13 protein-coding genes and 1 tRNA gene are annotated in these 14,646 nt (G+C 62.3%); 6 read left to right on the top strand and 8 right to left on the bottom strand.

Features of this window, described 5'->3' with window-relative positions:
* Positions 1 to 45: 45 nt before the first annotated feature.
* Positions 46 to 972 (top strand): substrate-binding domain-containing protein, encoded by a 927-nt coding sequence (locus BQ8794_RS13385; RefSeq protein ID WP_425293536.1) that lies wholly within the window; start codon positions 46 to 48, stop codon positions 970 to 972.
* Positions 973 to 1,190: 218 nt separating this feature from the next.
* Here the strand turns inward: BQ8794_RS13385 and BQ8794_RS13380 are convergent, their stop codons facing one another.
* Positions 1,191 to 1,481 (bottom strand): NAD(P)-binding domain-containing protein, encoded by a 291-nt coding sequence (locus BQ8794_RS13380; protein ID WP_077378045.1) that lies wholly within the window; start codon positions 1,479 to 1,481, stop codon positions 1,191 to 1,193.
* Positions 1,482 to 1,850: 369 nt separating this feature from the next.
* On the opposite strand from BQ8794_RS13380, the gene BQ8794_RS13375 reads away from it, so the two are divergent.
* A complete protein-coding gene (locus tag BQ8794_RS13375) occupies positions 1,851 to 3,746 on the top strand; it encodes a L,D-transpeptidase family protein (RefSeq protein WP_077378042.1) in 1,896 nt (631 codons plus the stop codon).
* Positions 3,747 to 3,836: 90 nt separating this feature from the next.
* Here BQ8794_RS13375 and BQ8794_RS13370 read toward each other — a convergent pair whose 3' ends face one another.
* From BQ8794_RS13370 to BQ8794_RS13350, 5 genes are all read right to left on the bottom strand, one after another.
* On the bottom strand, positions 3,837 to 4,094 hold the full coding sequence (locus BQ8794_RS13370) for a PepSY domain-containing protein (RefSeq protein WP_027151749.1): 258 nt from the start codon (positions 4,092 to 4,094) through the stop codon (positions 3,837 to 3,839).
* Positions 4,095 to 4,222: 128 nt separating this feature from the next.
* A complete protein-coding gene (locus BQ8794_RS13365; protein WP_077378040.1) occupies positions 4,223 to 5,308 on the bottom strand; it encodes an ABC transporter ATP-binding protein in 1,086 nt (361 codons plus the stop codon).
* A 149-nt stretch (positions 5,309 to 5,457) separates the two neighbouring features.
* Positions 5,458 to 6,333 carry a carbohydrate ABC transporter permease gene (locus tag BQ8794_RS13360; protein ID WP_077378037.1) on the bottom strand — a complete coding sequence of 292 codons (876 nt, stop codon included), beginning with the start codon at positions 6,331 to 6,333 and terminating at the stop codon, positions 5,458 to 5,460.
* Position 6,334: 1 nt separating this feature from the next.
* Positions 6,335 to 7,402 carry a carbohydrate ABC transporter permease gene (locus BQ8794_RS13355; protein ID WP_077378035.1) on the bottom strand — a complete coding sequence of 356 codons (1,068 nt, stop codon included), beginning with the start codon at positions 7,400 to 7,402 and terminating at the stop codon, positions 6,335 to 6,337.
* 69 nt (positions 7,403 to 7,471) lie between these two features.
* The gene (locus BQ8794_RS13350; RefSeq protein ID WP_077378032.1) at positions 7,472 to 8,734 is read right to left on the bottom strand and encodes an ABC transporter substrate-binding protein; all 1,263 of its coding nucleotides are present in this window, start codon (positions 8,732 to 8,734) and stop codon (positions 7,472 to 7,474) included.
* Positions 8,735 to 9,238: 504 nt separating this feature from the next.
* On the opposite strand from BQ8794_RS13350, the gene BQ8794_RS13345 reads away from it, so the two are divergent.
* Positions 9,239 to 9,595: a hypothetical protein gene (locus BQ8794_RS13345; RefSeq protein ID WP_077378029.1), complete on the top strand. Its 357-nt coding sequence runs from the start codon at positions 9,239 to 9,241 to the stop codon at positions 9,593 to 9,595.
* Positions 9,596 to 10,680: 1,085 nt separating this feature from the next.
* Here BQ8794_RS13345 and BQ8794_RS13340 read toward each other — a convergent pair.
* Both BQ8794_RS13340 and BQ8794_RS13335 read right to left on the bottom strand, forming a co-directional pair.
* Positions 10,681 to 10,755 (bottom strand) — tRNA-Val (locus BQ8794_RS13340).
* A 127-nt stretch (positions 10,756 to 10,882) separates the two neighbouring features.
* A complete protein-coding gene (locus BQ8794_RS13335) occupies positions 10,883 to 11,566 on the bottom strand; it encodes a phosphoglycolate phosphatase (protein ID WP_077378024.1) in 684 nt (227 codons plus the stop codon).
* A 150-nt stretch (positions 11,567 to 11,716) separates the two neighbouring features.
* Here BQ8794_RS13335 and rpiA point away from each other — a divergent pair, with 150 nt between their 5' ends.
* The 3 genes from rpiA (at position 11,717) to gor (ending at position 14,532) form a co-directional block, all read left to right on the top strand.
* Positions 11,717 to 12,445 (top strand): ribose-5-phosphate isomerase RpiA, encoded by a 729-nt coding sequence (gene rpiA, locus BQ8794_RS13330; protein WP_077378021.1) that lies wholly within the window; start codon positions 11,717 to 11,719, stop codon positions 12,443 to 12,445.
* Entirely contained in the window at positions 12,432 to 12,998 is a 567-nt protein-coding gene (locus tag BQ8794_RS13325) for a DUF2059 domain-containing protein (protein WP_077378018.1), read from the top strand. The genes rpiA and BQ8794_RS13325 overlap by 14 nt, the downstream gene beginning before the upstream one ends.
* Positions 12,999 to 13,143: 145 nt before the next feature.
* Positions 13,144 to 14,532, top strand: a complete 1,389-nt coding sequence (gor, locus tag BQ8794_RS13320) for a glutathione-disulfide reductase (protein WP_077378015.1) — start codon at positions 13,144 to 13,146, stop codon at positions 14,530 to 14,532.
* Positions 14,533 to 14,646 lie beyond the last annotated feature (114 nt).

Below are 14,646 nucleotides of genomic sequence, written 5' to 3'. Positions count from 1 at the left end.
GGATCAAGGCGTGCCTGGCAGCTTGGACTACTCACCAGTACGTGCCTGTGCATGGCAGGCACCGCAGATGCCGCCGACCCGATGGTCAAGGCCTGCGCCAAGGACGGCCAGTTCATCATCGGCTTTTCGCAGGCGAACAATGCCGAGCCCTATCGCCAGCATGTCAATGACGAGCTGACCGCGGCGGTGAAGGCCGTGCCGCAGTTCACGCTGCAGATCGCCGATGGCGCCGGCAACGTCAACACGCAGACTTCGCAGGTCGACAACTTCATCACCCAGAAAGTGGATATTCTGCTGATCTCGCCCTTCGAGGCGGCACCGCTGACGCCCGCGGTGAAGCGCGCCATGGATGCCGGCATCCCGGTGATCGAACTCGACCGCAAGACGATCGGCGATCCCGGCAAGGACTACACGGCCTTTATCGGCGGCGACAATTACAAGATCGCCATGGAGGCCGGCAAATACACCGCCAAGACCCTGCTGCCGGATGGCGGCGAGGCGGCGGTTCTGCAAGGCCTGCCGAGCTCGACGCCCGCCGTCGAGCGGCTGAACGGCTTCAAGGACGGGGTGAAGGAGAATTCGAAGATCCAGGTAGTGGCCGAGCAGGCCGCCGACTGGCTGCCGGACAAGGCGCAGACCGCCTTCTCCGCCATGCTGCAGGCGCATCCCGACATCAAGGTGCTCTATGCCAGCAACGACATGATGGCGGCCGGCGCACTGCTCGCCGCCAAGGGCGCTGGTAAAGAAGTCAAGATCATCGGCACCGACGGCCTGCCGGGCCCGGCCGGGGGTATCGAGGCCGTGGCCAAGGGCGACTGGGCGGCGACCTTCACCTATCCGACCGGCGGCAAGGAGGCGATCGAAATGGCGAAGTCGATCCTGCTCGACTGCGCCTCGTCGGTGGAGCCGACGGTGACGGTCGACACGATTGCGATTACGGCCGAAAATGCCAAGCAGATGATGGGTAACTGACGGACGATCGCGCCCAAACACAAGGGTTGACATGGCAAGGCCCCGCGCGGGCCTTGTTGTGCTTTGGGGCAGGGCGGCAGGGTCGCGCCGTGCCGAAGAGCCGCCCGATATCGCCAAGGAAGTTAGCTGGACTTAGCGGAAGGGCGGGATGCGCCGAATGAATGGGTTGTCCATGACTGGCCGCTTTTCACCAACCCGGACGACGGTTACGATGCGATTCAAGAAGTCGTCCACGGGTCGCGATAGGCAGGGGAATCGACCTGGCGAACTGCCGTCGGCAAGTCGGTCGACCAAGGCGGCCGGATCTGGCGGCTCTGGCTGCCGGTTGCAATCACGACCGTGCAGGCCAGAAGCGTCTCGCGATCAGTCGTGACTCGGTAGGCTCCGTCTTCTCGATTCAGCTGCTCAACCGCCACTCCGGTGCGCACCGGCAATCGGTGCCGGTCAACATGGCCTTCCAGGTAAGCGACGAATTCGTGGTGCGTTATCACCCCACGGATCGGCGCCATCGTAGGAATCAACGGGCAGTATGGTGCGGATGCTCGTCGAGTTCAGCCGGAAGGCGTCCCAGCGCTGCGTTCGGCATGTCTCTCCGATACGGCCTCGCTCCAGAACATGGTGCGCGCAGCCGCGTTGTTGCAGGTAGTAGCTGACGGCAACGCCCGACCTGGGCGCTGTTTCCCGGAACCGGAGCGGGCCCAATTCGCTTTAGTTGTCACGGCGTTGTGAAACTGTTCTGCAACAGACCTTCTGAAATTTATGAAAGCTTAACGAAATCAGTATGAATCGGTGTAGTCGCGCCCTACATCCATGATGCGGTGGCGAGACCGTCAAGCGATGCGGAACGGGAGCCGGTTGCAGCCGGAGCGGGTGAATCCATGAAATTCCTCGGAAACAAAGCCACCGTGATGCCGCTTGCGGCAGTCGCGGCAATGCTGGCCTTCGGCGTGCCGCAGGCAGACGCGCAAGGGTTTTTCGAGAGGCTCTTCGGCGGCGGTGGTGTCAGGCATTCACCGCGAGGTGATTTCCCCCTGCCGCCATCAAGGCAGAAGCCGAAATACAAGCCATATGCAGCAGCGCCCGCTGCCTCTCGGATCCGCAGCCCGTCCTATTACACCTACAAGAGCGATCCGCTCGTGCGCGTCGACTTCTCGACGCTAACGGCAGCGCCGGAGCCGGCAATGCCACAGGACGCCGCATTCCAGCCATCTTCCGCCACCGGCGCTGCCTTCCGCCAAGCCATTGCCGGACTGGATGACTACGAACTCTACGCCGAGAAGGACATCGCCAAGGCGCTCGTCGTCTATTACTCGGCCAATCCAGATTTCATCTGGGTGACGGGAGCCAGTGCCAACAGCCGCGCGCAAGATGCGGTGCGGGTGCTTGGCGAGGCGACGAGCTATGGCCTCACGCCAGCCGACTATACGGTTGAAGTGCCTGCCGCCGGCGCGTCGACCGGCAGCGCCGATGCGCGGCTGAAGGAGCTCGTCCGCTTCGAGATGGCGCTGTCAGCGCGCGTCTTGCGCTATGTCCACGACGCGCAAAGCGGCCGCGTCGATCCCAATCGCATCACCGGCTACTATGATTTCCCGGTCAAGCCGCTCGACATGGAAGGCGTGCTGAAAACGCTGACGCGCACCCAGCAAGTGCGCACCTATCTCGAATCACGGCATCCGCAGAACGCCGAATATCAGGCGCTGCGCGTCGAACTGGAATCACTTCAGGCCAGCGCCGACGACGAGATCGTCGTCGATCCCAAGCTGTTGCTGAAGCCGGGGGAGACCAGCCCCGAACTGCCGAAGCTTCTGACGAAGATAGCGCGCAATCTCGACGACGAGATGGGCGGCGCCTATGGCGAGATATTGGCCAGGCTCGCCACCAGCGAGGTCTATGCCCCGGAACTGGTGCCGGTCATCAAGGCGGTGCAGAAAAAGGCTGGCATGAAGGGCGACGGCGTCATCGGTCCGCGGACCGTCGCGGCGCTGGTCGGGACGTCCAAGGCCGACAAGATTCAAAAGGTGCAGGTCGCGCTGGAAGAGTTGCGCTGGCTGCCATCCGATCTCGGCAGCCCGCGTGTCTTCATCAACCAGCCTGCCTTTACCGCGAGCTACATCGAGAACGGCGAGGAGAAGCTGAAGACCCGCGTCGTCATCGGCAAGACCACCAACCAGACTTCCTTCTTCTACGATCAGCTCGAGCAGGTCGACTTCCACCCCTATTGGGGCGTGCCGCAGTCGATCCTCGTCAACGAGATGCTGCCCCGGCTGCGCAGGGATCCCGGCTATCTCGACCGCGCCGGCTATGAAGTGGTCAACGCGCGCGGCAAACGCATTCCCTCCTCCTCGGTCAATTGGGGCGCCTATGGCGCGAAGCTACCTTATGGCGTGCGCCAGCTGCCGAGCGAGGCCAATGCGCTGGGCGAACTGAAGATCCTGTTCCCCAACAAGCACGCAATCTACATGCACGACACGCCGCAAAAGACGTTTTTCCAGCGTGACATGCGCGCGCTCAGCCATGGCTGCGTTCGCCTGCAGGATCCGCGCGGCATGGCGGCCGCCGTGCTCGGCACCTCGGTCGACTATATCGCGGAGAAGCTGAAGCACGGACATGCGACCGAAAAGGTCGCGCGCACGATCCCGGTCTATGTCGCCTATTTCACCGCCTGGCCTGATATGTCCGGCAAAGTCGAATATTTCAGCGACGTCTACGACCGCGACACGCGGCTGCAGCAGGCGCTCGACAGCACGGAAACAGTGCGCTCGCCGGCGAGCTGAGGACGCTAACGCAGGGAGAGCGGGTGTCGGAACCCGGCCGCGCCGCCATGAGCGTCGCCGAGCTGGGCACGGATTGCCTGGAGGGGCGATCTATTTTGGCTCGGCTGTCACCGGATCGTAGGTGATTTCGACCTTCGCCTTGTCGGTCGTGTAATAAGTAACGGTGTAGGCGCCGCTGTCCCAGGCGACCTCGTCGACATAGCGAAAGTCGTCGCGTTGCTCGACCTTGGCGATTATTTCCGACAGTTTCCTGGCATTCTGCGGCGGCAACGGACTTCCGTCTGCGGCAAGGGCCGGTTCACCGAAAAAGAGAACTACGACGCCTGTCGCCAAAACAAGTCTGAACATGGCTTTCCCTCACTTCTCGCAAAAGTAGAAACTCGCGGCGATGCAGGTTTGTTCCGGGCAGGTTTGTTCCGGGTTCCGGAATGGACAGCCGCGAATTGCGCCGACGCATCTTGTTGTCGTTGCTCATGCTAATGCGTCTGCAACTCACCCTCGTCGGGGAAGAGGTGGGCCAAGGCCGTGTCGAACGTGAGCTCCAGAGCGTCACCCGGTTCAAAGACCTTGTCTTCATCGAAGGCTGCAATGAGCTCGCTGTTATCGCGAAGTGACAGGTCCACGACCGTCTCGCTGCCCAATCGCTCGGCATGTGCCACGATGCCATGCAGCAAGCCCTTTCCAGATTGCACCGCCCGCAGGTACTGCGGACGGACACCCAGGATGGCCTTGCCGCCTTTCCGGAAGGGGCGCCCTCTGGTCGCTACCCTGATCGGCTCCAAGGATTGGTTGCCGACCATTGCCGCTTCGCCATCGAGGTCGAGGACGTCGACGTTCAGGAAATTCATCGACGGGGCTCCCAGAAAGCCGGCTACGAACCTGTTGGCCGGCTCGTGATAGAGCTCCATCGGCGCTCCGATCTGCATGACTTGACCGTCCTTCAGGACGACGATCCTGTCAGCCAGCGTCATCGCCTCGACCTGGTCGTGGGTGACATAGATCATCGTTGTGCCCAGTTGCCTGCGCAGCCGGCCGATTTCCATGCGCATGTCCATGCGCAGCGCCGCATCGAGGTTGGAGAGCGGCTCGTCAAACAGGAATACGGCCGGTTTCCGCGTGATTGCGCGCCCGATAGCGACGCGCTGGCGCTGGCCGCCCGAAAGCTGACTTGGGCGGCGGTCGAGCAAATGTTCCATTTGCAGGATACGTGCGGCCTCGGCCACCTTCTGCTGCTTTTCCTGCTTGGAAGCGCGCGCGATCGTAAGACCGAATGCGATATTCTCGCGCACGGTCATGTGCGGAAAGATGGCGTAGCTCTGGAACACCATCGCAACACCGCGTTGCTTGGGCTGGAGCTGGTTAACCACCCGGCCCCCGATCTCGAGGGTGCCTTCGGTTATGTCTTCGAGTCCGGCGATCATGCGGAGCAAGGTGGACTTCCCGCAGCCCGACGGTCCAACAAAGACGACGAACTCGCCATCGTTGATGTGGATGTCGACGCCTTTGATGATTTCGACGCGACCGAAAGATTTCTTGACGCCCTTGAGTGAGACCTCAGCCATGAGCGATGGCTCCCGTTTCCTGATTCATGTGCGGCAATTCGGGGTCTCCGATCGGTCTCTCGGCCTTGAGGAACAGCCGTGCCAGCGCTTGCCGTAATGGGCAGACCGGCCGTCCCAGATCCACGGGTGTTCGAGCGCGAACCATGTATTCAGCCCTTCACGCCGGTCGAGGCGATCGACGCGATGAAGGCGCGCTGCAGCAGCAAGTAGAAGACCAGCACCGGGACGGTGATAAGGGTGAGATAAGCCATGACTTCGCCCCAGGCGACATTGAGTTGAAAGAAGTAGCCGAGGCCGACCATGACCGGGCGATAGCTTTCCTGCTGCACCACGATGAGCGGCCAGAGATATTGGTTGTACATGACGAGGAATTTCAGGATGGCGGCAGTCGCCAGAACCGGTCCTGAAAGCGGCATGACGAGGCGATAGTAGACTTGCCACCAGCTCGCGCCCTCCACCCGGCTCGCCTCGATCAGCTCGCCCGGCAGCCCTTTGAAATACTGCACGAACAGGAAGATCGTCAGCCCGTCGGCGACCCACGGGATGATCTGCACCCGGTAGCTATTGAGCCAGCCCCAATGCAGCCCATCAAGGCCGATCCAGGGCAGTTTCGAGACCAGGAGCAGGAGCGGGATAGCGATCGTCTCGAAAGGGATGATCAGCGTCGCGATGACGATCGAGAGCAGGACATCGCGCCCCTTCCACCGCAGGAAAGCAAAGGAGAATGCGGCCAGCGAACAGATCAGTAAGGAGAGAAGGACGGTCACCCCGGTGACCAGAACCGAGTTTAGGACGAACAGGCCGACCGGCGCCCGCCGGAACGCTCCGAAATAGTTGTTGAGGCTGATGTCGCCGACGGGCAGAAAGGCACGCAGGCTGGAAGTGTCTGCGAGAAGCTGACTGTCCGGCTTGAAACTCGAGTTGATCATGAACACGAGCGGAAAGATGAAGATCAACGCGATCAGGCACAGCACCAGATAGCGGACGAACAGCCTGAGGCCGTAATTGTCGGGATTGACGGCCATCTTAACGCTCCCGTGTCAGCCAGCGCTGGATGAGTGAGATCGCCAGCACGATCGCGAACAGGATGACCGAGATGGTCGAGCCGCCGGAGATGTCCTGCTTGCCGTAGCCGCGCTCGACCGCCTGGAAGACGAGAGTCTGGGTGCTGTCGAGCGGACCGCCATTGGTCATCACGTCGATCTGGGCGAAAAGCGCGAAGCCCTGCATGGTGATCACGACAAGGACAAGCACGGCGGTGTTGCGCAGGCCCGGCCAGGTGACATAGCGGAAGGTCTGCCATCGCGAAGCCCCCTCGATGGCGGCGGCCTCGTAGAGCGTCGGGCTGATCGTCTGCAACCCCGCCAGCCAGATGACCATGTGGAAGCCGACGGCCTGCCAGATCGACATGGCCATGACTGCGGGCAGCGCGGTCGAGGGATTGCCGAGCCAGTCGACGGGCTGGAAGAGGCCGAAGGTGAGGGCCTGGAGGATGCTGTTCAACAGCCCGTTCTGGCCATCATAGATGAACCGCCAGAGCAGCGAGACCACGACGATGGAGACCACCACCGGCATGAAGTAGATGGTCCGGAACAGGTTGATGCCCCTGACCTTGTGATTGATCAGCAAAGCAAGCATCAGCGCGAGGCTGCCCTGTACCGGCGCCACGACCAGGACGAACAGGAAGGTGTTTACCAGCGCCTTCATGAACACAACGTCGCTGGCGATGACGATCATGACGTTTTCGCCCGACTGCCAGCGAAACCACTCTCGCATGCCGCGATACTGAGGATAGGCCTCGCTACGGGTGATCTCGCGCAGGCGGGGATACTGGATTTCGCCGGCCTCGTTTCGGAGCATTTCGCCAGCATCGTCGCGCTCTGGCTCGAGGGTCACCACCGCAAGGCCCAGGAGCTGCTGATAGTTTTCCAACCCGACGAACTGGGTGGGGTTCGGTGACAGCAGCCGCTGATTTGTCGATGACAGACCGATCGCGAAGAAAAACGGCAGGACGATGAATGCAGAGATGAGTGCGAAGCCCGGCAGGACGAATGTCCAGCCCGCCCGGTTCGACAGGGTCAGTTTCGACGCCATTTGCGGTATCCGCCCAGCAAGCCAGAGAGGGTGGAGTCCGCGGCTGGCGAGGACCCCGGCGCGACAGGACTAGCGGTGACCGTAGCCACCATTGCTTTCGATGTCGGCGTCGATCTCGTCGACCGCCGCGTCAAGCGTGTCGGCCACGTCGGCGCCATTGGCGATATCGGCCAGTGCCTTGGTGAAGACCTTGGCCTGGACCACGTAGCCCGGGGTGACCGGGCGCACCAGGGCTTGTGCCTTGGAAAGGTCGAAGAACGCCGCGAGCGGGCCGCCATCCTTGTAGTTCTTCGTCATCTGCGCCGCCGAGGGCGTCGGCGGGATCAGGCCGATGCCGTCGGAGAAGGCGGCAAGGTACTTGTCCTGCGCGGCGAACTTGATGAACTCGGCAGCGCCTTCCGGATGTTTTGACTTGGCCGAGACGCCGAATTGCCAGGATCCCGCGCCGATCTTGTTGCCGGCGCCGAAATCGGGGGCTGGAAGGAAGACAACGTCATCCACGGCTTCCATCGTCGCCACCGCACGCCAATTGCCGTTCCACTGGAAGGCGAACTTGCCGCCGATGAAGCCGGTCTGCTGATCGGCGGGATCCTCGCTGGTGCCAGGCGCATAGCCTCCGGTGAACAATGATTGCCACCACTTGCCAAACGCCTGCGCAGCCTCGCCGTTCAGCGCGCCTTCCGCGGTCTTGTAGGTCGAACGGTCGACAATGTCGCCGCCGAAGCTCTGCAGGAACGGCGAGAAGGCGTAGGAATACCACTCGGCCTGGTCGTTCATGCCGAGATCAAGGGCGAATTCATATTTGCCGGAGGCCTTGGCGGCATCGAGCGCGGCCATGAATTCCTCGCGCGACCAGGGCTTGTCGAGGGTCGGGGTGCGCAAGCCCAGCCCGTCCAGCGTCGATTGGCGTGCAAAAAGCGCCACCGCCGCGTCCCACAGACCGACCGAATAGAGCTTGCCATCCCACACGCCTTTGGTGCCGGGCAGGAAGTCGGCGAACTCGCTCTCGTCGATCGGCAGCGGCTGCAGATAGCCGGCCCAGGCCCAATTGGGCATGACCGGCCCGTCCACATCCAGGATGTCGGGCAGGTTGCCCGCCAGGGCCGCCGCCGCGACGGAATCGTTGTAGCTCTTCTCGGGGAAGCTCTCGATGGTCACCGTCCAGTCGGACTGGCTGGTGTTGAAGTCGGAAATGATCTGGTTGAGGATTCGCGACTCCACCTCATTGCCGGCGCCGTGATACCACATGGTCAACTTCGTCTGCGCCAGCGCGGGCGCGCACAGACAGGTCGACGCGATCACCACACCGGTGAGGTGTCTTGTCAGTTTCATCGGTTTGTTCCTCCGTTTTGACTTAAGGACGCTGGCTGGATCCAAGGTCGAAGCCGCCAGGACAGCGGGCCGGGAAGCCAGCGCCCTGGTTCGGGTCGGCCGCTACGGCGCTCGATGGGGTCCAGCAATGTTCGCGGAAGCCGGACGCATTTGCAATTGCGCAGTTTTACTAATCGGAGCAGGAGGTCGACGGCGATTTCCCCTCGTCAGTTCGCGGGCCACTGAGATAGCAGTTCACCTAGGACGATTTTGTCCTGCGTCAACTTTCTCCCGGCCGCGTTCAGGCGAGCGGAGTTAAGTTCTTGCGGCAAATCGCGGCGGCACTCAATCGCCGTGGCATTGCCAGCGCGCGGGACGAGACTGGACAGCGGTTCAAGTGACGCCCGCTGCGGGAGCGGATACTTTTTGTCAGCAGACAATGTGGTCGCGTCCCAGAGCACCTCTCCGAACCGCCGCGCCAGTGCTATGCTGTGCGGGCATGATCAGACAGCACGGATATGAGGCATGCCCGAAATCACCCGCCGTACACTTCTTGCGTTCACCGCCGTAGCCTCGGTCGTTGAGCCGACGTTTGCTGAAGGGGAAGGTGCCTCACCCGAATTGCAGGCGCTGATCGGAGCCCATGAGGCCGCCTATGTCGCGCTCCACAGGGTTGTTCATCGAGCGGGCAGCAACAGTCACGACCGCAAGAGGGCAGACCGGATTGAAGAGGAAGCATTACTGGCCATCTGCTCTTATCCTGCGATCAGCCGAGGCGACCGCCGAGCCAAGGCCGAGTACCTGTTAACCACTGAGGCACGGGGCGAACTCGATCTGGAAGAGCACATGCAGGCCATCCTGCACTCGATGATGCGGGACTGACGCCGTGTACGATGACTATGGCGGAAACCGGCAGCGCTCAGCGTGCGGCTCATTGTGAGGCCGTGGCGTGCTCTAGGCGGTCGACGACCCTCGCGATGCGTTCCACGTGGTTGTGGATGTCGATCACGTAGAAGCGACATGCAGGCGGCTGGTTTCAGCGGCAGCCCCAGTCGACAACCGGGGAGGTAATGATCGCAAATACCCACCGCTCGCTTCAACAGAAGTGCATGGTCCGCGGCCTCCCACTGCACTGATCGGCCCCGATGATGTGGTCTGCGACCTGACGCGGAGCGCACCGCGCCAAGCCCCGGCCGGTTCGTGGGTCCGCCGCCCAATTACGCAGCGCGTCGTTGACCGAGATGGAAACCGGAACGAGCTCGGCGAGGCTCGACGGCGGTCACGATGCTGTGGTGGTGATCGCAGTAGACGCGGTCCGGCGAAGTTGGCCCAGCACAAAAACGGTAACCGCCGGGTACCGACGGGTCTTCGCGAACCGGAAAGCGGCACTGATCGCGGCCCAGCCTAATGAGAGGGAGGTCGCCCGCGGGAAGTCTGGAATTGTCAGGCATGATGGTCTTTCAAGTTCATAAGTGATGGCCATTGCCGTGGCGCACTGACTTCCATCTTTGAAGGGCAGCGCGACCGCCTCAGGGTGGGCGAGTTTCTCGCACACGGCTGGTCGTGAACCACTATGTGGTGTTGGACGCAGCTTCAATAAAGCCCGCGGCTTTGCTTTCGGAAGCCAGTTGTTGCGACTTAAGGCCACACTCGTAACCGCCACTGCCAGCGTCCGTCCCCTGCAGCCCCTTCTCGCCGACGACAAGTGCGCGCATATCCCCTCGGTTCATGGGCAGGCGGAGGTACAGCGAAGAAGCAGAAGCCGTGCTGTCTGGCAAGGTGCGCTGAAGCGGGGCTAACTCGGTAGTTGCTGGCCTATGGCCGCGTTCTGCCCCTGCGGCAGGCTGTCGCGAAATTGAAAGTCGCGCTCCTTGACGGTGACGACCCGGTGACGACCCGTCCGGCAAACCGGCACATTTGCGGCCCTATCAGATCGCCGGTAACTGCTTGATTTTCTTGATAGTTTATGGTGGGCGATGCAGGGATTGAACCTGCGACCCCACCCGTGTGAAGGGTGTGCTCTCCCGCTGAGCTAATCGCCCGCTCGTTGCCCGAAGGCCAAGCGCGCCGCGATATAAGGGAGGCCGGCCGGGGAAGTCAAGGCGATGTGCCGGCGTTCGGCGAAGTCCGAATGCAACCCCGCCGGGAGCGGCCCGGTCGCCGTCGCGCTCAGTGCCCCGCCGCGGCAATCAGGCGTTCGGCCAGACCAAGCGTCAGCGCATCGAAATGCGAGATCACCGCCGACGGTTCGAATTCGCGCACATGGCGGTCGGTGTAGCCGAAATCCACCGCCACCACGGGAATTCCGGCCGCCTTCGCCGTATCGATGTCGGTCTGCGAATCACCGACCATCAGCGCGCGGTGCGGATCGCCGCCGGCGAGCACGATGGTTTCGGTCAGATGGCGCGGGTCGGGCTTGCGGAAGGCAAACGTGTCCTGACCGCAAATCGCCGCGAAATGCTTCGCCAGGCCGAGCGCCTCGATCAGCGCCACCGAGTTGGCTTCGTATTTGTTCGTGCAGACGGCCAGGAGATAGCCGGCTGCCTCGAATCGCGCGATTGTCTCGACGACGCCGGGGTAGGGGCGCGATTTACCCGGGATGTTGTCGGTGTAGTGATCGAGGAACAGCTTTAGCAATCGGTCGTGTTCCTCCACCACCAGCGATCTCTGCTGCGCGGCGTGCGCGCGCTCGATCATCACCCGGCCGCCATGGCCAACGAAGCGCTTGAAGCCGGCCTCATCGACGGCAGCGAGTTCGCTGGCGGCAAGGCTGTGGTTAAGGCTGTCGAGCAGGTCCGGCGCTGTATCGATCAGCGTCCCGTCGAGGTCGAACACGATGATCGGTCGGGTCATGGCCTGTCCTGTGACGATTGCGCTGCCGGCAGGCGATAGCCGCTGCAGCCCATCCAGGCAAGCCGTGCCTGGTCAATCCACAGGGCAAAGTCTTTGACCGGACGGGCAAAGATGCTAGGAGCGCCGAAACAAGCGAAATCCGGGGCAAGCATGGATGCGAGGCAACTGAAGGTCGAGGCCGCGCGGGCGGCACTTGCCCATGTCAGCGATGGCATGCGGCTTGGCATCGGCACCGGCTCGACGGCCGACGAGTTCGTGCGGCTGCTCGCCGAAAAGGTCGCCACTGGCCTTACCATTATCGGCGTACCGACCTCGGAGCGCACCGCCATCCTCTGCGGCGAGCTTGGCGTGCCGCTTTCGACGCTGCAAGAAACGCCCGAGCTCGACCTTACCATCGACGGCGCCGACGAGATCGATCCGGAGCTGACATTGATCAAGGGCGGCGGCGGTGCGCTGTTGCGCGAAAAGATCGTGGCGGCGGCTTCCGCCCGCATGATCGTCATTGCCGACCGTTCGAAGATGGTCGAGACGCTCGGCCGTTTTCCACTGCCGATCGAGGTCAACCCGTTCGGCCTGCGTGCCACGGAAATCGCGGTCGCCGCGGCAGCCGGAAGGCTCGGCCTTTCCGGCCTCGTCACATTGAGGATGACGGGAAGCCAGCCTTTTGTTACAGACGGCGGCCATTTTATCCTCGATGCATCTTTTGGCCGCATTCCGGATACAAGAGCGCTTTCGAATGCTCTCCATGCCATTCCGGGCGTGGTCGAGCATGGTCTTTTCATCGGGCTGGCATCAGCGGCCATCATAGCCGGCGACGGCGTCCAAACCGTCCATGCCGCCCGAAAACCAGGGAGTTCTACCGATCATGATGTTGCATAACCGGGTTCGCCGTTTTTCTGCAATTCTGGCAGCTTCGGCCGTCTTTGCGTTTTCATCGCCGGCGTTCTCGCAGGACGTCAGCGAAGGGCATCTGAAGGCAGCCCGCGCCGCCGTCGCGGCGATCCACGCGACGGACCCGTTCGACAACATCCTGCCGCAGGCCGCCGCCGCGCTTCAGCAGCAGCTTATCCAAAAGAACCCGGACATGCAGGAACTGATCGGCAGAACGGTTAGCGAAAAGGCTCTGGCGCTGGCCTCGCGCCGCGCCGATCTCGAGAAGGAAGCGGCCCTGGCCTATGCCAAGGTATTTTCCGAAAAAGAGCTTACCGAAATCGCCGCTTTCTATAATTCCGATTCCGGCAAGAAGCTGCTCGACAGCGGCCCGGCGGTGACGCGCGACCTGATCAAGGCCGCCGACATCTGGCAGAACGGCGTCGCTCGCGATCTCGCCCAGCAGGTCGGCGAAACGCTGGCCGCGGCAGCAAAGGCCACAGCACCGGCAAATGCCGCGGCTCCGGCTGATGGGACGCAGCCGGAAGCACCGAAGAACTGAGCATATTTTCCGGCGGCGTTATCGCTGCTGGACCGGAAAGCCCGCCTCCGTTGCGCGTCCGACAGGATGCGCGGCGTCCGGGCTTTTCTTTTGGTGGTTTGCAGCCTACCTGTCTCGGACATTTTGAAGGGCAAGGAGCCGCGCCATGGCCGTCTATGACTACGATCTTTTCGTCATCGGCGGCGGCTCCGGCGGGGTGAGGGCGGCGCGCGTGGCGGCGGCACTCGGCAAGCGCGTCGGCATTGCCGAGGAATACCGCTATGGCGGCACCTGCGTCATTCGCGGCTGCGTGCCGAAGAAGCTCTATGTCTATGCCTCGCAATTTCCCGAACATTTTGCCGACGCCGCAGGTTATGGCTGGACCGTGCCGCAGGCGAGCTTCGACTGGCAGACACTGGTTGCCAACAAGGATCGCGAGATCAGCCGGCTGGAAGCCATCTACAGGAAAAATGTCCAAGGCGCCGGCGGCGAGACGTTTCAGTCGCGCGCCATGCTGGTCGATCCGCATGGGGTGCATCTTCTCGGCGAGGACCGCACCGTCACCGCCGACCAGATTCTCATCGCCACCGGCGGCCGCCCGACACCGCACCCGGCTCTGCCCGGCCATGAGCATTGTATCTTTTCCAACGAGGCCTTCGATCTCAAGGAATTGCCTGACGCGATCATGATCGAGGGCGGCGGCTATATTGCCGTCGAATTCGCCAACATCTTTCACGGCCTCGGCGTCGACACAACGCTGGTCTATCGCGGCAAGGAGATCCTCTCCCGCTTCGACATGGATCTCAGGCGCATGCTGCACGAGACGATGGAAAAGAAGGGGATAAGAATCCTCTGCCATGCCGTATCCGAATGGGTCAGGAAGCGTCCCGACGGGCGCCTCGACGCTGTCGTCACCGGTGGAAAGGTGCTGACGGTCGATCAGGTCATGCTCGCGATCGGGCGTCTGCCCAACACCGAAAACATGGGGCTTGAGGGCGTCGGCATCGAGATGACCAGGACCGGCGCTATCCATGTGGACCAATATTCGCGCACCAGCATCGACAACATCTGGGCGATCGGCGACGTCACCAACCGCGTGCAATTGACGCCGGTGGCGATCCATGAGGCGATGTGTTTCGTCGAGACCGCCTTCAAGGGCAACCCGACCGCGCCCGACCATGAAACGATCGCCACCGCGGTGTTCTCGCAGCCCGAGATCGGCACGGTCGGCCTGTCGGAAGACGAGGCCATAAAGCGTTTTTCCGAGGTTGAGATCTACCGCGCCACCTTCCGGCCGATGCGCAACACGCTGTCGGGCCGCGACGAAAAGATGCTGATGAAGCTGGTGGTGGACGGCGCCTCGAAAAAGGTGCTCGGCGCCCATATCCTCGGGCCTGATGCCGGCGAGATGGCGCAGCTTCTCGGCATTCCGCTGAAGGCCGGGCTGACCAAGGATGACTTCGACCGCACGATGGCCGTGCACCCGACCGCGGCGGAAGAACTCGTCACCATGTACAAGCCGACCTACCGGGTGAGCGACGGCGAGCGCGCCTGACGTTTTGCCCGTATCGTCACCAACGGAGCATCCATGCACGCAGGCAATGGTGCAGCGCCACTCGACCGCAATTTTAGATTACCAATCCGATGCGACACTGGGCAACGATATCCT

Source organism: Mesorhizobium prunaredense, assembly GCF_900156895.1.
GTDB lineage: Bacteria > Pseudomonadota > Alphaproteobacteria > Rhizobiales > Rhizobiaceae > Mesorhizobium > Mesorhizobium prunaredense.
This window is presented reverse-complemented; position numbering and strand designations above follow the sequence as displayed.

Excerpts from the sequence above, each read along its gene's own strand:
- BQ8794_RS13380 (WP_077378045.1), bottom strand. The coding sequence starts at position 1,481 with ATGGCGCCGATCCGTGGGGTGATAACGCACCACGAATTCGTCGCTTAC.
- BQ8794_RS13375 (WP_077378042.1), top strand. The coding sequence starts at position 1,851 with ATGAAATTCCTCGGAAACAAAGCCACCGTGATGCCGCTTGCGGCAGTC.
- BQ8794_RS13370 (WP_027151749.1), bottom strand. The coding sequence starts at position 4,094 with ATGTTCAGACTTGTTTTGGCGACAGGCGTCGTAGTTCTCTTTTTCGGT.
- BQ8794_RS13365 (WP_077378040.1), bottom strand. The coding sequence starts at position 5,308 with ATGGCTGAGGTCTCACTCAAGGGCGTCAAGAAATCTTTCGGTCGCGTC.
- BQ8794_RS13360 (WP_077378037.1), bottom strand. The coding sequence starts at position 6,333 with ATGGCCGTCAATCCCGACAATTACGGCCTCAGGCTGTTCGTCCGCTAT.
- BQ8794_RS13355 (WP_077378035.1), bottom strand. The coding sequence starts at position 7,402 with ATGGCGTCGAAACTGACCCTGTCGAACCGGGCGGGCTGGACATTCGTC.
- BQ8794_RS13350 (WP_077378032.1), bottom strand. The coding sequence starts at position 8,734 with ATGAAACTGACAAGACACCTCACCGGTGTGGTGATCGCGTCGACCTGT.
- BQ8794_RS13345 (WP_077378029.1), top strand. The coding sequence starts at position 9,239 with ATGCCCGAAATCACCCGCCGTACACTTCTTGCGTTCACCGCCGTAGCC.
- BQ8794_RS13335 (WP_077378024.1), bottom strand. The coding sequence starts at position 11,566 with ATGACCCGACCGATCATCGTGTTCGACCTCGACGGGACGCTGATCGAT.
- rpiA (WP_077378021.1), top strand. The coding sequence starts at position 11,717 with ATGGATGCGAGGCAACTGAAGGTCGAGGCCGCGCGGGCGGCACTTGCC.
- BQ8794_RS13325 (WP_077378018.1), top strand. The coding sequence starts at position 12,432 with ATGATGTTGCATAACCGGGTTCGCCGTTTTTCTGCAATTCTGGCAGCT.
- gor (WP_077378015.1), top strand. The coding sequence starts at position 13,144 with ATGGCCGTCTATGACTACGATCTTTTCGTCATCGGCGGCGGCTCCGGC.